We start from the raw sequence: 20,070 nt of genomic DNA, 5'->3' as shown, positions 1-20,070 counted from the left end.
CCAGACCGTACGGCACCACCTGTCCTCCCGGCGGCCAACCGGCCCGGACCCGTCCCGACGCGGCTCGGAACGGCTGCCCCTCTTCTCCTCCGACCAGGACCTCTGTCCTCCGACAAGGACTTCGCATGACAGCCACGACAGCGCCGTACGCCGAGCTGAAAGCTCCGACGACGGCCCGCAGACTGCTCACCGCGCCGACCACCGGCCCGCTGGCCGCACTCCTTCTGGCCTGCGTCTTCTTCTCCCTCTCAACCGACCAGTTCCTCACGGGCGGGAACTTCTCGCTCATCGTCCAGCAGGTCATGGTCGTCGGCACCCTCGCCATCGGACAGACCCTGATCATCCTCACGGCGGGTATCGACCTGTCGTGCGGCGCCGTGATGGCCTTCGGCAGCATCGTGATCGCCAGAATGGCCGCCGAGGGGTCCCTGCCCCCGCTCGCCGCCATCGCCTTGGGCCTGGCCGTCTGCGGCGGCTTCGGGCTGCTCAACGGGCTGCTGGTGCAGAAGGTCCCGCTGCCGCCGTTCATCGTCACCCTCGGCATGCTCAACGTGGCGTTCGCGCTGACCCACATCTACTCCGAGGAACAGACCGTCGCCGACCTGCCCGGCCCGTTGACGGCCCTCGGGCAGACCTTCCCGCTCGGCCACACCGACATCACCTACGGCTCCCTCGTCACCATCGGCCTGTTCCTCCTCTTCGCCTACGCTCTGAGCGGCACCGGCTGGGGCCGGCACCTCTACGCCCTGGGCAACAGCCAGGAAGCGGCGCGGCTCAACGGCATCCGCACCTCCCGCCTGACCATCGGCATCTACACCGTGGCCGGCCTCCTCTACGGTGTCGCCGCCCTGCTGCTCATCTCGCGTACCGGGGTCGGCGACCCGCAGGCGGGCCAGACCGACAATCTCGACAGCATCACCGCCGTGGTCCTCGGCGGCACCAGCCTCTTCGGCGGCCGCGGATCGGTCCTGGGCACCTTCATCGGCGTCCTCATCGTCGGCGTCTTCCGCAACGGCCTGCAATTGATGGGCGTTGCCTCCATCTACCAGACCCTGATCACCGGAGTCCTGGTCATCCTCGCGGTGACCGTCGACCAGATCTCCCGGAGGAAGGCCCGATGACCACCGACTCCGCCACCCCCGTCCTGCAGGCCCGCGGTCTGGTCAAGCGCTACGGCCAGGTCACCGCGATCGACGGTGCCGACTTCGACCTGCTGCCCGGCGAGGTGCTCGCCGTCATCGGCGACAACGGCGCCGGCAAGACCAGCCTGATCAAGGCGCTCACCGGCGCGCTGGTCCCGGACGCGGGCGAGATACGCCTGAACGGCGAACTCGTCCGGTTCTCCGGCCCGCAGAGCGCACGCGCCCACGGCATCGAGACGGTCTACCAGGACCTGGCCGTGGCCGCCTCCATGGACATCGCCTCCAACATGTTCCTCGGCCGCGAACTGCGCCGTCCCGGCGTTCTCGGCAGCGTGTTCCGCATGCTCGACAAAAAGCGGATGCGCCAGGAGGCCGCGGAACACATGGCCGACCTGAAGATCGGCCTGCGCTCGCTCAGCCAGCCGGTCGAAACCCTCTCCGGCGGCCAGCGGCAGGCCGTGGCCGTCGCCCGCTCGGTGGCCTGGGCCCGCAGCGTCGTCGTCATGGACGAACCCACCGCCGCCCTCGGCGTCAAGGAATCCGGCCAGGTCCTCGAACTCATCCGCCGCGTCCGCGACAAGGGCATGCCGGTCGTCCTGATCAGCCACAACATGCCGCACGTCTTCGAGATCGCCGACCGTGTCCACGTGCACCGGCTGGGCCGGCGCGCTGCCGTGATCAAGCCCTCCGACTACTCCATGGCCGAAGTCGTCGCCATCATGACCGGGGCGCTCACCGTGAACGCGGTCGGCGATACTGTCGTAGCGGACTCCGAGGCCGCGCAGGCCGCGGGCGTCCAGGCCAGTTGAGCACAGGACTGAGACACTCACAGGTTCCGGCCGAGGCCGCGGCCGGAATCGACGAGTACAGGAGACCGTTTCCTCTATGGCAGCGAACCGTCGCCCCACCTTGGCAGACGTCGCCCACGAAGTAGGCGTCAGTGCCAAGACCGTCTCCCGCGTCCTCAACGAGGACGGGCCCGTTTCCGCCCGGACCAGGGAGCAGATTCTCGCCGCCATGGCCAAGCTCGGCTTCCAGCCGAACCTCATGGCACGCAACATCCGGGTCGGCGGACCCGACACCACCGTCGGACTGGTCATACCGGACCTCGGCAACCCGTTCTTCGGAGCCGTCGCCGGCGGTATCGAGGACACCGTCCGCGACCGCGGTCTGACCCTGCTCATGGGCTCCTCCGCGGACGACCCCGGTCGCGAGCGCGCGCTGACGGAGAAGTTCCTCGCCCGCCGCGTCAGCATTCTGATGCTCGTGCCGTCCGTCGGCGCCGACCACTCCCACCTCAAGCCCCACCGCGCCGGCGGTCTGCCCGTCGTCTTCATCGACCGGCCCGGAACGAGCCTGGCCGCCGACAGCGTCGTCAGCTCCAACCGCGCAGGCGCCCACGACGGCGTCGCCCACCTGATCGCCCATGGTCACCGGCGCATCGGCTTCATCGGCGACCTGCCCCTCAACCTCTACACCCGCCGCGAACGCCTGAAGGGATACCGGTCGGCTCTGGAGGAGGCGGGCCTCGCCTACGACCGCTCCCTGGTCGCCGGCGCCCACAGCCAGAGCGCCGCCGCGTCCGCGACCTCCCAGCTGCTCGACCTGGCGGACCCTCCCACGGCCCTGTTCGCCGGCAACAACATGGCCGCCCTGGGCATGCTCGCCGAGCTTTCCCGCAACAAGCGGAAGGACGTCGCCTTCGTCGCCTTCGACGATGTCCCGCTCGCCGAAGTACTCGAACCCGCCCTCACCGTCGTCGCCCAGAACCCCGAGGAGATCGGCAGAGCGGCGGCGACCGCCGCCCTGGCCCGCCTGGACGGCGACCGCTCCCGCGCCCGCACCATCACCGTCCCCACGAAACTGATCGTCCGGGGCTCGGGCGAACGCGCCGCCACGACCAGGCGGTGAGGCCGCGCGAGGCGTACGAACGCCGCCGGCCCGGAGTGCGCGGCCCGGGCGCGCGTCGCGTCGGGCCCGCGCCGACGACGGGGATCGGGGCCGGGCTGTCCGGCGGCCGGGGCCGGTGCGTCGCCGTCGGCACGCCGGTGACGCCGGGCGCGGGCGCCGGCGGGGGAGGGGCCGGGCCGGCGGCGGCATGACGCGCGGTCGCCCTCCGTGCCACCGGCGCGGAGCGCAAGGCGGGCAGGTCGTGCGCGGAGCTGTCGTCCCCGCTCGCCGAGTGCGGCGGCGTGCCTGTTCCGCCTCGGGAGCCGGGAGCGTCGGACTGCTGTCAGGGCTGCCTGGCGGGTCGGACGAGACCGGTGCCGGTGCCGACCGGATTGTCAGTGCCCGCCTCTAGCATGGCGATCATGACGAAGACGCAGGCGGGGGCGGCGGGACGGCTGCTGCGGGAGATGGCCGGGGCCGGTCGGGACGCGGACGGCGCGGGCCCGCGGAGTGGTGCCGCGCTGCGGGCGGTGGAAGCGGCGCGGCCCGCGCGTTCGGTGGCGGCCAAGGTCGCCGCCGCGGGCGGAGCCGACGACGAGACAGCCGCTTTCCTCCGGACGTTGACGGAGCGTCACCTCGGTGGGAACGCGGCCCGCTGGTGCGGGCTGCACGACGCGCTGGCCGGGCACCCCGGCGCTCTGCCCGAGCTGCTCGCCGCTCCGCCGCTGCCACCGGTGTCCGGCGACACGCTCCGTCCGCCCGTGCCCCGCAGCGTCCACCGCACGCTCGGCCTGCTCCTCGCGCACACGGAGCCGCGACATGCCGCGGCCGCGTTCGCCGCCCTGCCCGAGCCGGTGACGACGGAGCTGCTCGCCGGCGGCACCCGGCCGGCGCCCGCCCTCGTCACCGCCGTCGTCCACCACGGCGACACCCGCACCCGGGCAGCCCTGGCCCGCCATCCCCGGCTCGACACCCGGGACCTGGCCCGGCTGGCCGCGGTCGGCGACGCCCAGGTCGCCGCAGCCGTCTACCGCAACCCGCGCACCACCCAGTCCCTGCGCCGCGCCATCGTGGAGCGCCTCGACACCGTTCCGCTCGACCACGCGCTGCGCACCGAGCTGACGGCGCCGCACGGCCAGGTCCCGCGCACCTGGCTCGCCCCGCTGCTCGGCTCGGGCGACCCGCGGCTCGTGGTGCCGGCACTGCGGTGCGGGGTGCGTCAAGCCGCCCAGCGGTACGCCCTGCTGAGAATCTGGGAGCGGTCCGGCCCGGACGCCGTACGCGCCCTGCTCGACGACCCCGCCGCAGCCGCCTGGCTGAGCCGGGCCACCGTGGAGTCGGTCACCGAGGCCCTGGCCGCCCCGGCCGGCGACGGGCCGCGCCGACTGCGCGCGCAGGGCGAGCCGTACGAGGACCCCGCCCGGCTGCCCGAGCTGCTCGCCACCGCCCGGGGCACCAGCACCCTGCGCGACCTGCTGTCCGAGCCGTACGCCCATGATCTCGACGCCCTCGCCGCGGCCCATGCCGAAACCCCGTTCATGCCCAAGGCCTGCGAGGAACTGGCCCGCCACGAGGCGGCGAGCGATGCGCAGCGCCAGGCGTTCCGGTTGTGCGTCCTCAACGAGCCGTGGCGGGCCGCGGGGCGCCGCGCAGGGATCACCGCTCTGCCCGCGCGGCGCCTCGCCGAGGAGGAGCTGGACGAAAGCGCCGCCGTCTGGGCGGAAGGCATGGCAGCGGCCGGACTCCTCGATCCGGTCGAACTGATCGGCACCGCGCGCCCAGCCGTCCACGCCCTCGCCGCGCTGGCCCGCCTCGCCGAACGGGATCTGCTGAGCACGGCGGCGGCCGCCGAACTGCGGGCACGGACACAGGCGCATCTGGGAGAGCGGGCGCGAGCCTGGGCCGCGCTCGATGTCCTGCTGCCCGCACACCGGGGAACGGTCGCGGAGCTGATCGCCAAGGCGGGCAGGGCCGCGGACGAGGCCGCCACCGACCCCTGCGCACCGCCTGTCCAGGCCGACCCGCGGGCCGAAGGCGCTGCCGAGCCCGAACCGCCGGCCGAGCCCCTGCCACCGGTCTCGCGGCCCGCATCCCGGCAGTCTCTCCACCGCCGCGAACATGTGCACGCCCTGGCCGCGCTCGACCTGCTCTACTCCCTCGCCCCGGACGGTGCGCCCCGGCCGAAGGATCCCGAGGTGCTGCGCGCGCTGACCGTGTACGAACCGGCGACCGCGCCCGGCCTCGCCACCCCTCGCTGGTTCGCCCTCGCCTGCGCCGTCCACGGCATCCCCGCGTCCCGGGACGGCTTCGCGTATGCGGCGCCCAGCCTGGCGCAGGCGCGTGCGCAGCTCCCCGAGACGTACGGTTCCGGCGCGCAGCACACCGAACGCGCCTACGTGCAAGGCGTGCTGACCGCCGACGAGCTGCTCACCCTGCTGCCCGCCCGGCGCCTGCTCCTGCTGCCCTACGACTGGCGGCGGCTCGCGTTCGCCGACGCGTGGCGGTCCGCGCTCGCCCGTCGCCTGCGCGCCGAACTCGGCACCGACCCCGACGCCTGGCGCCGCCTGGCCGCGACCGTGACGGCGTCCGAAGCCGCCTCCGAGGGGCTGAGCTGGGCGCGGTTGCTGGAGCGCGCGCAGTGCGGCGAGGGCCCTCGGGCGAGCGCGGGAACGGCCATCGGCAGGACCAGACCGGCCACTCCCGACGAGGCGATCAAGCTGCTGGAGCACGGCGACCATCTGTGGGGCTGGCCGGAGGGAACCCTGCTCTGCCTCGCCGACGCCGAGGTGGTCGACGCCGTACTGCCCCGGCTCGGACCCGACGGGCCCTGGCTGCTCGCCGCGTACCTGCTGCGCCACGACCGCACACCACGCACCGTCCTCGACCGGCTGCTCGCGGACCGCGACCACGACGCGCTGCGCGTCCTGGCCGCCCAGTCCCGCTGGATGGAACACAGCGCGGTGGAGCGCCTCGTCGACCTCCACGACCCCGAGGTCGACCTCGCCCTGCTGCGGCACTGGCTCCCCCGGCCCGCCGCCCACCGGATCGTGACCCGGTCGCGGCCCGGCACCGGACGGCCGTCCCTGGGCGGCCGGGTGCTCGCCGACTGGGGAGCCGGAAACTCCGCGTGGCCGGCCGGCGGTCTGATGTGGCTGTGCTCCGCCGAACCCGATCTCGTGGAGGCACTGCTCGACACAGAGGGCTCGCGGCTCGGCCTGGGGCACCAACTGCTCGGCTGTCTAAGGCTGTTCGAGTACGGCGGAGCCGACCGGCTGGCGAGGCTCGCGGGCCGGAACGCGCTGGGGCGCTCCGCCACCACCGTGTGCGTGAAGGCCCTGGCGTCCGCCTACCCCGCCGCCGTCCTCCGCGCCCGGCTCGACCGCGAACTGGCGCCGGAGAAACTCGTCCGCAAGCTGCGGCGCGCCCGGCACGCCGCGCACGCGCGCACCCTCGTCGAGTCCCTCCCACCGGGCGAACCCGTGGACTGGACCGCGCTCGAAGCCGCCCACGCCCAGGAACCGCTCCCGTACTGGCGCGACATCGTCCGCCTGGACGGCGTCCCCGAGGACGTACGGCTGCGGCATGCGGCGCTGCTGCCGGAGCCGGGCCCCGACGGCCTGCCCGGCAGCGCGCGGCTCACCCGGGAGCGGGCCCGGCACGGTCTCGGCGGCCAGTTCCATCACGCGCCGTCGACCCAGCTGGACGGGCTGCTCACGGCGGGGCTGCTCGACGGCGCGGACCTGGTGCGCCTCGCGGCCCCGGCCGCGCGGCTGCTCGCCTACCTGGGTGCCGCCGCCCGTCGCACGGATGCCCCGCCCCAGACCACCGAGGCCCGCGCTCTCCTCACGGACCTCGTGCGCTCCGGCCTCGGCACCGACCCGGCGGCTTGGCACCGGGTCGCGCAACGGCTGACCGGCCTCGACCCCGAGTGGGACCCGGTCTCGACGGTGGAGGCGCTGCTCGCCGCCTAGTGCTGCAACGGTGTTTGTCGTGACTGATGGCCAGGTCAGGGGCCGTGTCCGCCCTCGTTCACCGCTGCGACCAGGGCAGGTGTCCACCGGCGCGTCGGCCGAGTCATGCCAGGGCCGCGTCCGGCCGCCCGTCCGCCTGTGCCGCGGCTCAGTGATCCAATAGGGCCATGCATCGAGCGCTTCTCAGTACTCTGGCCACCGCCGCGATCCTCGTCGCGGCCGGACCGGTGCCCTCCGCCCGCGCGGCGGACCCGGCTCCCAGGCAGTGGTACCTCGACGCCATGGGTGCTGACGCCATATGGAAGGTCAGCACCGGCAAAGGCATCAAGGTCGCCGTCATCGGCACAGGTGTGAACCCCGAAACGCCCTCCCTGCGCGGACAGGTGCTGCCCGGAAGGAACGCCTTGGTCGCGGACGGGTTGGCCAAGGGCGACGTCACGGACACGCACGACACCACCGGCGCCGGCACCACGGCCGCCGAACTCATCGCCGGCACCGGGCGCGGCGGCGGACTGAAGGGCCTCGCCCCGGGAGCGAAGATCATTCCGATCTGGATACCGCCGGTCCGCCACGACGAACTCCCCGACCCCAACTATCCGTTGTCCACAGCCATCAAGTCCGCCGTCGACGCGGGCGCGCAGGTCATCGACATCACGGTCGGCAACCAGTACGTGATCGGCAGCGACTACGACCACCAGGCACTTGAATACGCGGTCAAAAAAGGTGTCCTGATGTTCGCCGGTGTCGGGGACAACGCCAAAGAGGGCAACAAACCGCAGTACCCGGCGGCCTACGACGAAGTCGTCGGAGTAGCCGCCATCGACCACACCGGCACGGTCGCCCCTACCTCGCAGTACGGTGAGGCTGCCGACATCTCCGCGCCAGGAGTGGACATACCCCGCTGGTGCGACACCGGCTTCCGCCGGTACTGCGCGGACGGTGACGGTACCGCGGCGGCCTCCGCCCTGGTGTCGGCGCAGGCGGCACTGGTGTGGTCCAAGCACCCGGACTGGACGGCCGCGCAGGTCTGGCGAGTCCTGGCCGACACCGCGGGCCGCACCTGGCCCGTCGACAAGCTCAGCAGATACCTCGGCTACGGCATCGCCCGTGCCCGGCAGGTCCTGGTCCTCGGCCGTGGGCGGCCCGGGCCGCCCGACCGGAACACCGCGCCGGCGTACATCCAGCCGCTCCCCGAAGGACCGGATAAGGCCGCCACTCCAAAGCCCTCGAGCACCAAAGCGCCCTCGCCGGCCGCCGCGGCCGACCCTGCTCACGACTCCGGCCCGCCGCTGGCGGGCATCGCCATCGGTGCGGCGGCGCTCGTCGTCCTCGGCGGCGCCTCGTGGGCCGTGCTGCGCCGCCGCGCCCGATAACCCGTGACGCGCCTCGCCGGCCTCGACCAGGCCGGTACCGCGTCCCGGAGCACGTGGGGACCCGCTGCGACAGGGCCGGGACGGCACCGCCGATGACGGTCGGACGCCACCTGCGCCGTCGGGCGGAGACCCCGGCTCCCGCGGCTGCCGCCGGTCATGGCAGGGGACGGTGCCTCACCGCGAAGCGGGGTCAGGCGTAGTGGCGGTAGACGGCCTGGGCGACGCAGGCCGGCTTGTCGCCGCCCTCGACCTCGACGGTGAACGTCAGGGGCATCTGCACGCCGTTGCCCTTGACCTCCTCCACCGTGCCGACGACACCATGGAGGCGGATCTTCGCACCGACGGGGACGGGGCTGGGAAAACGCACCTTGTCCAGGCCGTAGTTGACGCTCATCTTGGTGCCGGTGATGCTCAGCAGCTCACCGAAGAGGGGGATGATGAGGGAGAGGGTGAGGTAGCCGTGGGCGATGGGGGCGCCGAAGGGTCCGTCCTTGGCCTTCTCCGGGTCCGTGTGGATCCACTGGTGGTCGTCGGTGGCGTCGGCGAAGGTGTTCACTCGCTGCTGAGTGACCTCGAGCCATTCGGTGCGGCCGAGGTCGGCTCCGCTGAGGGACTTGAGTTCCTCGAGGCCGTTGGCAGTGGTGGGCATGGAGAGATCCTTTCGATGCACGGGTCATGTACGGGTCGACGCACGGGCGGTGGTCGGCGTGCCCGTGCCCGTCGGGTGTCCGGTACTTCCGTTACGGTTGCGTGTGTGCGGCCGGGTCGGTCGCGTAGGTGTCCCGCACGACGGACTTGATGATCTTCCCGGTGGCCGTTCGCGGCAGACTGTCCGCCACTACGAGGGACTTGGGGATCTTGTACTTGGCGAGCCTGCCCCGCAGGTGGTTGAGGAGGTCTGCCTCGTCGGCGCGGAAACCGGAGCCGAGGACGACGACGGCACGGCCGACCTCGCCCCAGACCGGGTCGGGCACGCCGATGACCGCACACTCGGCGACGGCGGGATGGGTGAGGAGCACGTCCTCCACCTCGGCCGGATAGACGTTCTCGCCACCCGAGACGAACATGTCCTTGACCCGGTCCGTGATGTAGGCGTAGCCGTCCGTGTCGACGCGCGCGACATCGCCGGTGCGCAGCCAGCCGTCGTCGGTGAAGGCGGCTTCCGTGTCCTCGGGCCGGCCCCAGTAGCCGGTCATGACGTTGGGGCCCCGGACGAGGATCTCCCCGCGCTCCCCGGGGCCGGCTTCGCTGCCGTCGGGCAGGACCAGACGTGTGTCGGTGAAGAAGTGCGGCACTCCGGCGGAGCCCGCCTTCGCCAGGGTCTGCTCCTTGTCCAGGTAGAGGACGCCGGGGGATGCCTCGGTCAGTCCATAGCCCTGGCTGAAGGCCAGGCCCCGGCCCAGGTAGGTGGCGATGGTGCGGGCCGGAACGGGAGCGCCGCCGCAGCTGAGGGTGCGCAGGCTGGACAGGTCCGTGGTCGCCCAGCGGGGCCGTGCCGCCATCGCGTCGTACATCGTGGGGACGCCGAACATGTAGGTCACCCGCCGGCTCTCTATGAGTTCCAGCACGCGCTCGGCGTCGAAGGAGCCGAGCAGCACCACCCGGCCGCCCTTGAGCAGGGTGGGCAGGCAGGTCATGTTGAGCCCGGCGGTGTGGAACAGCGGAGCCGCGACCAGCGTGACCTCGTCGCCGGCGAGGTCGATGTCGACGAGGACATTGAGGCTGTTCCAGGTGATGTTGCCATGGGAGAGGACAGCGCCCTTGGGACGGCCCGTGGTTCCGGAGGTGTACATGATGATGCACGGGTCGTCCGGCACCACGGTCTCGTCCAGAGGGCCGGTTTCCGCACCGGCCAGCAGCCGCTCGTAGTCGAGAGCGCCCTCGTCGCCGGGCCGGGCGAGTGTGATCCGGTGCCGGACTCCGGCCTCCTCGGCGGCGGCGCGGGCCGTCTCGGCCTGTTCCGGGCCGTGGACGAGGATGGTGCTGCCCGAATCGGACAGGTTGTACGCCAGTTCCGGGGCCGCGAGCCGGGTGTTGAGCGGGACGAAGACCGCGCCGAGGGCACCGGCGGCGAACAGCGTCTCCAGGAAGACCGGGTGGTTGGGACCCAGGTAGGCGACGCGGTCACCGCGTCCCGTGCCGAGGCCGCGCAGGGCGTGGGCGAGACGCAGTACGCGCTCGTGCAGTTCCCGGTAGGTCCAGGCGCGCTCCTCGTAGACGAGGGCGACCCGGTCGGGTGTCTTGCGGGCCCGGCGCGCCGGCCATGAGCCGATGCCTTGGTTCAACACAAACGGCTCCTTCAGTCCGTGCGCAGGCCGAGCAGGCCGGCGGCGTTCTCCTTGAGGATCTTGGGCCGGACCTCCGGCTTGATGTCGAGTTCGGCGAAGTCGGCGAGCCACCGGTCGGGCGTGATGACGGGGTAGTCGGAGCCGAAGAGGACCTTGTCCTGGAGCAGACTGTTGGCGTACCGCACGAGTTGCGGCGGGAAGTACTTCGGGGACCAGCCGGACAGGTCGATGTACACATGGGGCTTGTGGGTGGCCACCGCGAGGGCCTCGTCCTGCCAGGGGAAGGACGGATGGGCCAGGATGATCCGCAGCTGCGGGAAGTCCACGGCGACGTCGTCGACGAGCAGGGGATTGGAATACTTCAGGCGGATGCCGCCGCCGCCCGGGACGCCGGCGCCGATGCCGGTCTGACCGGTGTGGAAGAGGGCGGGTACGCCGAGTTCCTCGATGGCCTCGTACAGCGGGTAGGCGAGCGGGTCGTTCGGGGAGAACGCCTGGATGCTCGGATGGAACTTGAACCCGCGCACGCCGTACTCCTCGACCAGACGCCGGGCCTCGCGCACCCCTGCGCGGCCCTTGTGCGGATCGATGGAGGCGAAGGGGATCAGGACGTCGGCGTGGGCGGCGCAGCTCTCGGCGATCTCCTCGTTGGAGATGCGCGGGTGACCGGTGGCGTGTTCGGCGTCGACGGTGAACACCACGGCCGCCATGCGGCGTTCACGGTAATGGCCGGCCGTCTCGTCGATGGTCGGCTGCCGGTGTCCGTGGGCCTTGAAGTATGCCTCGGAGGCCCCCAGCAGTTCGGGGCTCAACGCCCCGCTGCCGTCCTTGGACACCTCCGCGTGCGTGTGCACGTCGATGGCGGTCAGCCGGTCGAGGTCCAGTGCCAGCTCGCCCATCTCACGCCTCCGGTGCCTTGGGCGCGGGGATGCCGTAGGTCTCGGGCTCGGCGCCGACGCCGTTCGCCCACGCGGTGGCGATGGCGTCGGCGCTCCAGCCGCCGTCCGAGAAGGCGACGGCCTTCTCCTTGGGATGGGCCCACAGGGCCAGACGGTCGCCGCCGACACCGATGGCCTGCCCGGTCACGTCTTTGGACACGTCCGAGGCCAGAAAGGTGACCAGGCCGGCGACGTCCTCGACGGTGCCGAGGCCCTCGTCCTTGCGCAGCCAGTTGGGCAGCGGCCTGCCGGTGCGCTCGGACTCCTCGATGAACGGTGCGAAGGCCGGGATGGTCTTGGTCATCTCGGTGGCGGCGACCGGGATGACGGCGTTGACCGTGATGCCGGCGCGGCCCAGCTCCATCGCCCAGGTCCGGGCCATGGCGACGATGCCGGCCTTGGCGGCGGCGTAGTTGGTCTGACCGAAGTTGCCGCGCTGCCCGGCCGGCGAGGAGATCAGGATCAGCCGGCCGCCGGTGCCCTGCTCCCGCATGCGGACGGCGGCGGCCCGGGCACAGGTGAAGGTGCCGCGCAGGTGGACGCGGACCACGGCGTCGAAGTCGTCGTCGGTCATCTTCCACAGCACACGGTCGCGCAGGATGCCGGCGTTGCACACCAGTACGTCGAGGCTCCCGAACTCCTCGACCGCCGTGTCGACCAGTCGCCGGGCCGCCTCGCTGTCGCCGACCGCGGCGACGACACCGGTCGCCCTGCCGCCCGCGGAGGTGATCGAGGTGACGGCCGCGTCGACGACGGCCTGGTCGGTGTCGTTGACGACGACGGCGGCGCCCGCCGCGGCCAGGGCCTGCGCGTAGGCCAGTCCGAGACCGCGTCCGCTGCCGGTGACGACGGCGACTTTTCCCTGAAGAGCCATGAGAGGTGCCTCTCGTGCGTGGGGTGAGGGAGGAATACCGAAAGCGCCGGCCCGAGCCGGGATCGACAGGAATCCTGATGAACGCCAGTCTGGGCAATCAACAGGATTCCTGTCAATGCCCTAGGCTGGAGCAGCCGAGTCTGCGGCGCACAGCGAAGGGAACGACATGAACCAACCCGCGCGGACCGTCAACACGGGAGGGCGAGCATGAGCGCCTCACTGCTCTACTTGATCAAGAGAACGGAACTGGCGGTGCGCGCCCGCCTGGAGGAACTGCTCAAGCCCGCCGGGATCACGGCGTTGCAGTACACCGCCCTCACCGTGCTGCAGCGGCGCGACGGAATCTCCGCCGCACAGCTGGCCCGCGACTCCTTCGTCACCGCCCAGTCCATGGCCGACATGGTCCGTGCCCTGGAACGCCGCGGCCTCATCCGCCGCGAGCCCAACCCCGGCAACCGCCGCGAACGCCTGATCCTGCTCGCCGACCCGGGGCGACAGCTGCTGGCCGAGTACGCGGAGCCGGCCCGCGGACTGGAGGAGCGCATGGTCGCGGACCTGAGCGCCGAGGAGATCGACGTGTTCCGCCGGGCACTCGTCGGGGCTTGGCGGTCCCTGTCCTAGCCGCGTGGTGCGGCACGACTTCGCCGTGGCCCGCGCGGCCGACCGCACGGACCACGGCGGGGCCGTCGGCGGAGCGCGTACACGCGGATGACCACGGCCACGGTCGCCGTCCGGGCGGGCGAGCCCGACGAAGACCGTCTCCGCGAGCCGGCGGTGCGCGGCGACGTCCGTACGGAAGACCGGCACCAGATACGGGCCTCCAGCTCGCACACCCCCCGGCATGCCCGCCACCTGGTCCGGCGACAAGCCCCTCACCTGCACCTACGTCGGCCTCGGGCGGAAGAAGACCGTGATCGACGGCCGGCGCATCAGCATCGTCCGCAACGAGCTGACCTCCGCCGCCGAACTTGACGGCGCCAGGCCCTCGTTACCGCGCAAGGACCGGCACCTCGGCTTCCTGGGCCGCTGCCCGACCACGGCCGGACACCACACGCCCACCCTCATGCCCGACAAAAGCGGTGTGGAAAATGTCGGGTGGCCGGGACCGGTGGCGCCACACGATGGGGGCATGGATGACACGACTTTGGTATCCCGGTTCCTCCGCGACGGCTTCGTGAAGTTGGAGGGCGCCGTCGCGCCGCGCGTGGCCGCGGACTGCGCGCGACTGCTGTGGCGGGAGACGGGCTGCGACCCGGACGACCCGTCGACGTGGACACAGCCCGTGCACTGGGTGGGCGGCATGGCGCAGGGGCCGTTCGCCGCCGCGCCCAACTCCCCGTTCCTCCAGCACGCGTACGACCTGCTCGTCGGCGAGGGACGCTGGGAGCCGCGTTACTCGCTGGGCACGTTCCCGCTGCGCTTCCCGCACGAGGAGGAGCCGGACGACGCGGGCTGGCACATCGAGGGCAGCTATCTGCCGGAGGGCGAGAGCTGGTACTTCACGAATCTGCGCTCCCGGGGCCGGGCACTGCTGATGCTGTTCCTGTTCAGCGAGGTCGGCGAGGAGGACGCCCCGACCCGGATCCGCGTCGGCTCACACCTCGACGTGCCGAAGGTGCTGGAGAAGTACGGGGAGGACGGCGCGAGCGGGCTGACCCTCGCGCCCGATCTGGTGGCCGCGTCCGACCACCGGCCGCTCGCCCTTGCCACCGGGTCACCGGGCGACGTCTTCCTGTGCCATCCGTTCCTGGTGCACGCGGCGCAACCGCACCACGGGGTGCGGCCGCGCTTCATGGCCCAGCCGCCGCTGATGCCGGCCGCGCCGTACGAACTGGAGCGGGCCGACGGCGCGTACTCGCCCGTGGAGACAGCGATCCGCCGTGGCCTCGGACGGGACACCCCCGGCCCGGACGAGCACGGCACCGACCACGGCACCCGGTAGACGCGCTTCACCGTCGTCGCCGCCGTCGCCGGCACCGGCGACGGCAGGTCCCAGGGCCGGCTGGAGCTGTACACGAAGAAGCAGAGCACACCCGGCGCCTGGAACAACACCCCCGTGTCCACGTACCCCTTCGACGGAGTACATCCCGGCCCGCGTGTTCAACGAGGCATGCGAACCGGACGGAACCCGTCTGTGACACCGACCGTTCCACTTCGGCGACCCGGCAGTGGGTACTGGATCGGCTGGCGGAGCCGGTCACACTGGAGGACATGGCCCGGCACGCGCACATGAGCGTGCGCACCTTCACCCGGCGGTTCCGCAATGAGGTGGGCAGCAGCCCGCTGAAGTGGCTGGCGCAGCGGCGGCTGGCGCACGCACGCCTGCTGCTGGAGTCCACCGACCTGACCGTCGCACGGATCGCCACCGCCTGCGGCTTCGGCGACCCCGTCGTCCTGCGCAAGCACTTCCACACGTACCTGGGCCTGTCACCACTGGCCTACCGTCGCGCCCACAGTGCACCGCAGCCGATGACGGCGCGGTGACCACCCGGCGGCGACAACGCCCCACCGTACGAAGGCCGGCCTCGACCAGCCGAGTTGGTGTGCGCTGTGGCTTTCAAGGACGTGCGCTGATGGTCAAGTCAGCCCGGAGGTGTACGGCGAGGATCGATCACGTCGTATTCATCCCCCTGCAGGAGTCACAGCGTGCATATGCAAGGCACAATCGGCCGACGGGTCGCGGGTCTGATGCTGGCGTTCGCCATGGCCATCGGTTTGATACAGGTCGCATCGTCATCGGCACACGCCGATCCGAGCGGCCCGATCAGCAAGTTCGACTGGGACATCGGCGAGCTCTACTTCACCGGTGATGTGGCCCACCAGAACTACTGGGACGCGATCAACGCCCTCCACCAGATCAGTGGCCACGCCATCCCCAACCACCCCGAAGTGTCGAGCCGGGTCAGCGAGACGACCCTCCTGCCGACGCGTCTCATCGAGGCACGTCTGGTGAATGGCGGAGACTACATCGGGTCGCTGTACTGGTGGGCGGACAACCTGTACTTCGCCGGTTTCTACCAGGACAGCACACACACGCACTACGTCTTCCCCGATGTCTGGCCGAACGAGTTCAGGCAGGTCACCGGTTCCCCCAGGGTCGAGACGCTGCCGTGGAGCGGCAACTACAGCCGTCTGCCGGGCGGGGACACCACGAGCCGTCAGACGCGGGCCATCAACACGCACAACCTCACAGGCGCGCTGGAGAGCATCGGGGACGCGCAGTCCCGGCTCAGCGGTGACAGCACCGCGTTCGGGCGGAACCTGACCACCATCATCCAGGCGACCTCCGAAGCAGCCAGGTTCGGCCGCATCTTCGACGTCATCAGGGGCAACCTCCGCAACGGGACGAGCAACGCCCTCGGGCAGGCGAACGTCACCCTCCAGCAGGGCTGGGACGGCGTCTCCAGCTGGATCTACCGATGGCTGGGCGGCACGCACTCCACACTCGTGTTCAACGGCGTCGCCTACGCCACGCTGGACGCCTGGCTCAACTACGTCGGATACATGGAACTGAACTCCAAGGCCCCCCGGTGACCAAGCCGTTGGGATGACCCATTCCCGGCCAGCCGGCGGTCGCGTTCGATCCGCTCATGGTCGGCGATGAGGTCACGGTGGCCCTCGGACGCTGGTGCCGGGGGCCACCGCGGCGTTGGAGCATCGGCCCCCGGCAGCTGCCACCTCGACGGCCACGCGCGTGCTGTGCCCACTGGCCCGTGGCCGTACCGGGGCGATACCCCGAGGCTGCCGGACACGTTCCGGCTGCGGGGCTGGTCGTCGCGTCCGCGGTCAGGCCCGGCCCGTGCCCGGTGTGAGTCGGTGCGTGGTGCGTACGCACCAGGCAGGGTGGGCGGCTGGTGCGGGTGGACCAGAGCGGGACGGTTGCGGGGGGTGATGTCCGCTTGGGCGCCTTGGGGAAGTGTGGGGGGCGCGCGGGATTTTCGCGCATTCCCTTTCTTGTCCAGTGGTGTCTGGGGTGATCAGCGGATGACGGTTTTTCCTTGCCGGATCAGGCGGTGGGTGTTGCCGCGGTGCCGGTTCGCGGGTGACGGGCGGCCGGGCGCTCCGGTGCCGGCGGTTGTCGGCGTGGTCTCGGTGCCGATCGGAGAGGGCGAGGGCCCTTCCACGCCCGGTACCGGGTCACGGAAGGTGCTCGGTGTGCCGGGGGAGCGCCGATGAAGGGGACGTCCGTACCTGAAGCCGTGGGTTCGCCGGTCCGTCTCCGCTCCCGTCCCGGGTGGGTGCCGGTCGGTGCTCTTGGTGTCCTGGCATTGGCTCTTGGCGCTTTGCAGTCCGTGGTGGAGCCCGCGCTGCCGCTGTTGCAGCGTGAGTTGGGGGTCAGTCCTGCCGAAGGGGCCTTGATCGGGAACGTGCTTCTCGTGACCGGCGCGGTCGTCGCTCCCGTGGCGGGCACGCTCGGCGACCGTTACGGCGGAAAGCGGGTGCTGCTCGGGCTGACGGCCGTGGTGTCGGTAGGTGGTCTGATAGCCGGTCTGGCACCGGGCCTGCCGGTGTTGTTGCTCGGTCAGGTGCTGCAGGGCGTCATGGTGGGTGCGTTGCCCCTGTCGTTCATCCTGGTGCGCAAACACCTCACGGCAGGACAGTCGCAGGCGGCGGTCGGAGTGGTCGTCGCGCTGTTCACGGGCGGCGGCATGGTGGGGATGGTGTGTGCCGGGCCGGTCGCGGAAGGACTGTCCTGGCAGTGGATGTTCCTGTTGCCGACGATCGTGGTCGTCGCGGCGACGTTGTCGGTGGCCCGGCTGTTACCGGACGATCCGCCGGCCGGCTCGGACAAGGGCGTCGACTGGATCGGCACGGTTCTGCTGAGTGGCACGTTGCTCGCGTTCATGGTCGGGCTCGTGACGGTGGCGGGGGGCGGCGGTGTGCCGCCATTCGTGATGGGTGCCATCGGGGTGGTCGTGGCCGTGCTCGCGACCGGGTGGGTCGTGGTGGAGCGCCGGGTGGCCTCACCGATGGTGGATCTGCGGATGCTGGCCAGGCCCTGGATGTGGGGCGCGTGTGTGCTCACCTTCGTGATGACCGCCAGTTCGGGGATGGTGCTGATTCTTCTCCCGCAGCTGTTCGCGGTATCGGCAGACGGATACGGTTTCGGGGCCGGCACCACCGACATCGGACTGTTCCTGCTGCCCGGCGCCATCGTCGGAGCGGTGAGCGATTCGGTCGGAGGAATCGCGGCGCGGCGTTTCGGTCCGCGTGCCGTGGTCGTGGCGGGCGCGGTCGTCACGGCGGCCACGATGATCACTCTGGCGTCGTCGCACAGCGCGCAGTGGCAGCTCGTCGTCGCGAAGGCGCTGACCGCGTTCGCCGCGGGCGTCGGCACCACGGCGTTGCTGGCCGGTACCGCCGCCGCGGTCCGGGCCGAGGACATCGGCATCGCCACCAGCCTGCTCGTGGTCACGCGCGTGATCGGTGTCGCCCTGGGTGCCCAGGTCGCCGGCGCGATCCTCGGCGCCGGGGCCGATCCGGTGACGGGCCGGCCGGCCGAATCGGCTTTCGTCATGGCTTTCACTGTCGCCGGCCTGGTCGCCGCACTGTCACTGCTCGTTGTCCGTGTCACGAAAAACAAGGGAGTCCAGGCATGACACTCACCGGCCTGTCGGCGGACGCGCGTACGACCGCGAAGCGCACGGTCCTGATTTCCGGAGGCGGTGTCTCCGGGCCCGCGCTGGCGTACTGGCTGCACCGGTCCGGGTGCGCGGTCACCGTGGTCGAGAAGGCAGGCGCACCGCGCGACGCCGGCTACCCGGTCGACATCCGCGGGACCGCGCTGGAGGTCGTCCGGCGGATGGGCATACTGCGCCGGCTGCGGGACGCGCATATCGACTCGCGTCGCGTCACCTTCCTCCACGCCGACGGCGGTGAAGTGGCCTCGCTCACCCCGCATACCGTGACGGGCGGTGCCGGGGGACGGGATCTGGAGGTACGGCGCGGGGATCTGACCGCGATCCTCTACGCGACGGTCCGCGACGACGTGGAGTTCCTGTTCGACGACTCGATCGACACCCTCGACCAGTCCGGACAAGGGGTCGATGTCACTTTCCGCAGCGGCCGACGGCGCACGTTCGACCTGGTGGTCGGCGCCGACGGTATGCACTCGCACACCCGGGAGCGCCTGTTCGGCCCCGAAGAACAGTTCCACCGCTACCTCGGGTACTGCTTCGCCCTGTTCACCATGCCGAACACCTTCGGGCTCTCCCGCGAGGTCGTGTTGTGGAACACCCCGGGGAAAGCAGCGGCCCTCTATGCCGTCGGAGACAACGACGAGGTGCACGCCTTCCTCAACTTCCATCAACCCCAGCCGCCGGCCGGTGCCCTCCACAGCCCCGACGCCCAGCGGGACTTGGTCGCCACCGCCTTCGCAGGCGCGGGATGGGAGGTTGCCGGCATGGTCAGCGCCATGCGCGACGCGGACGACCTGTTCTTCGACACGGCCGGTCAGATCCGTATGCCCCGCTGGTCCAGCGGCCGCGTCGCGCTCGTCGGCGACGCCGCGTACGCCCCCTCCTTTCTCACCGGACAAGGCACGAGCCTTGCGCTGGCCGGCGCCTACATGCTCGCCAACGCCCTGGCCACGCACCAAGACCACACCGCGGCCTTCGCCGGCTACGAACGCGGCATGCGCGAGTTCGCAGCCATGAATCAGGCACTGGCAGAAAACGGCGCGGCCACGCTCTTCCCCGTCACGGCGCGGGCCCTGGAACAGCGCAACACCATGCTGCGCGACCTCGTCACCATGCCCCCCGCGACAGCACGACCGGCCCACTCGGCTCTCACACTGCCCGCTTCCGCCCCGGTGCCGTGACCTGACACTCCAGCCGGACCCCTCTCCTCATCACCGGTGGGCGTGGGCGCGGTCTGCGGGACGGTCCTGGCGGGCCGTCCCGCGAACGCGTGTAGGCGCTCCCGGCTCCGGTGCGGCTCGGAACGCCTCGATCACGTAGGCGGCGAAGCGGCGGGAGGCCGCGGCCCGGGTGGCATGCGGCATGTCTTGGAGGCCCCGGTGGGCCATGAGCATGAGAACCAGGTCGTCCACGACGAAGTCCGGGCGCAGCCGACCGGTCCTCTGGGCACGGCGGGTCAGTTCGCCGACCGCGCGCAGAGTCTGCTCCCGATCGGCGGCGAAGTCCATGGCCTCGGGGAACGCCGTCATGAAGGCGTCGGCGAATCCCCGGCTGTGCGCGTGGAGTGCGCAGATCCGCTCGACCAGACTCCGGAATCCGTGCCACGGGTCCGGGTCCGCAAGGGCGTCGTGGACGGCGGCCCGGCAGGCATGCCGCTGTTGGGCGAAGCTTTCCACGATCAGTGCCTGCTTGGTCGGGAAGTGCCGGTACAGCGTGGCGGGGCCGACACCCGCGTGCCGTGCGACCTCGCGCATGGGCGCGCTCAGGCCCTCCTGGCCGAACACCGCGCGGGCGGCGTCCAGGATGCGGGCCCGGTTGTCGCGGGCGTCGGAGCGCACGGTCTGAGGCAATTGGCTGGTCATCGTTTCTCACTTTAGCCAAGCGGACGAGGGCGTCCGTTACGGTCCGATGGCGGCGCCGCCACCCCGTCCCTCCACCGACCCCGAGGAGCAGAG

16 protein-coding genes are annotated in these 20,070 nt (G+C 71.5%); 11 read left to right on the top strand and 5 right to left on the bottom strand.

Annotated elements, in window-relative coordinates; translation table 11 throughout:
• Positions 1-125 precede the first annotated feature (125 nt).
• The 5 genes from SCK26_RS01195 to SCK26_RS01175 all read left to right on the top strand — a co-directional run bounded on the left by SCK26_RS01195 (position 126) and on the right by SCK26_RS01175 (position 8,376).
• A complete protein-coding gene (locus SCK26_RS01195) occupies positions 126-1,121 on the top strand; it encodes an ABC transporter permease (protein WP_318199327.1) in 996 nt (331 codons plus the stop codon).
• A complete protein-coding gene (locus SCK26_RS01190; RefSeq protein ID WP_318199326.1) occupies positions 1,118-1,951 on the top strand; it encodes an ATP-binding cassette domain-containing protein in 834 nt (277 codons plus the stop codon). The genes SCK26_RS01195 and SCK26_RS01190 overlap by 4 nt, the downstream gene beginning before the upstream one ends.
• A gap of 76 nt (positions 1,952-2,027) precedes the next feature.
• Positions 2,028-3,053 (top strand): LacI family DNA-binding transcriptional regulator, encoded by a 1,026-nt coding sequence (locus SCK26_RS01185; protein ID WP_318199325.1) that lies wholly within the window; start codon positions 2,028-2,030, stop codon positions 3,051-3,053.
• 401 nt (positions 3,054-3,454) lie between these two features.
• Entirely contained in the window at positions 3,455-7,003 is a 3,549-nt protein-coding gene (locus SCK26_RS01180; protein ID WP_318199324.1) for a hypothetical protein, read from the top strand.
• Between the two features lie 167 nt (positions 7,004-7,170).
• Positions 7,171-8,376 (top strand): S8 family serine peptidase, encoded by a 1,206-nt coding sequence (locus SCK26_RS01175; RefSeq protein WP_318199323.1) that lies wholly within the window; start codon positions 7,171-7,173, stop codon positions 8,374-8,376.
• Between the two features lie 190 nt (positions 8,377-8,566).
• Here SCK26_RS01175 and SCK26_RS01170 read toward each other — a convergent pair whose 3' ends face one another.
• The 4 genes from SCK26_RS01170 to SCK26_RS01155 form a co-directional block, all read right to left on the bottom strand.
• Entirely contained in the window at positions 8,567-9,025 is a 459-nt protein-coding gene (locus SCK26_RS01170; protein ID WP_318199322.1) for a MaoC family dehydratase, read from the bottom strand.
• A gap of 91 nt (positions 9,026-9,116) precedes the next feature.
• Positions 9,117-10,664 carry a long-chain fatty acid--CoA ligase gene (locus tag SCK26_RS01165; protein ID WP_318199321.1) on the bottom strand — a complete coding sequence of 516 codons (1,548 nt, stop codon included), beginning with the start codon at positions 10,662-10,664 and terminating at the stop codon, positions 9,117-9,119.
• An 11-nt stretch (positions 10,665-10,675) separates the two neighbouring features.
• Positions 10,676-11,548, bottom strand: coding sequence for an amidohydrolase family protein (locus tag SCK26_RS01160; protein ID WP_318205885.1), 873 nt, complete (start codon positions 11,546-11,548; stop codon positions 10,676-10,678).
• A gap of 16 nt (positions 11,549-11,564) precedes the next feature.
• The gene (locus tag SCK26_RS01155) at positions 11,565-12,476 is read right to left on the bottom strand and encodes an SDR family NAD(P)-dependent oxidoreductase (RefSeq protein ID WP_318199320.1); all 912 of its coding nucleotides are present in this window, start codon (positions 12,474-12,476) and stop codon (positions 11,565-11,567) included.
• 207 nt (positions 12,477-12,683) lie between these two features.
• Here SCK26_RS01155 and SCK26_RS01150 point away from each other — a divergent pair, with 207 nt between their 5' ends.
• The 6 genes from SCK26_RS01150 (at position 12,684) to SCK26_RS01125 (ending at position 19,296) form a co-directional block, all read left to right on the top strand.
• Positions 12,684-13,097 carry a MarR family transcriptional regulator gene (locus tag SCK26_RS01150; protein ID WP_318199319.1) on the top strand — a complete coding sequence of 138 codons (414 nt, stop codon included), beginning with the start codon at positions 12,684-12,686 and terminating at the stop codon, positions 13,095-13,097.
• A 508-nt stretch (positions 13,098-13,605) separates the two neighbouring features.
• On the top strand, positions 13,606-14,418 hold the full coding sequence (locus SCK26_RS01145; RefSeq protein ID WP_318205884.1) for a phytanoyl-CoA dioxygenase family protein: 813 nt from the start codon (positions 13,606-13,608) through the stop codon (positions 14,416-14,418).
• A 98-nt stretch (positions 14,419-14,516) separates the two neighbouring features.
• Positions 14,517-14,960, top strand: coding sequence for a helix-turn-helix domain-containing protein (locus tag SCK26_RS01140; protein ID WP_412080829.1), 444 nt, complete (start codon positions 14,517-14,519; stop codon positions 14,958-14,960).
• A gap of 168 nt (positions 14,961-15,128) precedes the next feature.
• Positions 15,129-16,010 (top strand): ribosome-inactivating family protein, encoded by an 882-nt coding sequence (locus SCK26_RS01135; protein WP_318199318.1) that lies wholly within the window; start codon positions 15,129-15,131, stop codon positions 16,008-16,010.
• Between the two features lie 638 nt (positions 16,011-16,648).
• Positions 16,649-18,076, top strand: coding sequence for an MFS transporter (locus tag SCK26_RS01130; protein WP_318199317.1), 1,428 nt, complete (start codon positions 16,649-16,651; stop codon positions 18,074-18,076).
• On the top strand, positions 18,073-19,296 hold the full coding sequence (locus SCK26_RS01125; RefSeq protein ID WP_318199316.1) for an FAD-dependent monooxygenase: 1,224 nt from the start codon (positions 18,073-18,075) through the stop codon (positions 19,294-19,296). The genes SCK26_RS01130 and SCK26_RS01125 overlap by 4 nt, the downstream gene beginning before the upstream one ends.
• 30 nt (positions 19,297-19,326) lie before the next feature.
• Here SCK26_RS01125 and SCK26_RS01120 read toward each other — a convergent pair whose 3' ends face one another.
• Positions 19,327-19,977: a helix-turn-helix domain-containing protein gene (locus SCK26_RS01120; RefSeq protein WP_318199315.1), complete on the bottom strand. Its 651-nt coding sequence runs from the start codon at positions 19,975-19,977 to the stop codon at positions 19,327-19,329.
• Positions 19,978-20,070: the final 93 nt, after the last annotated feature.

It is taken from the genome of Streptomyces sp. SCL15-4 (genome assembly GCF_033366695.1).
Lineage (GTDB): Bacteria > Actinomycetota > Actinomycetes > Streptomycetales > Streptomycetaceae > Streptomyces.
This window is presented reverse-complemented; position numbering and strand designations above follow the sequence as displayed.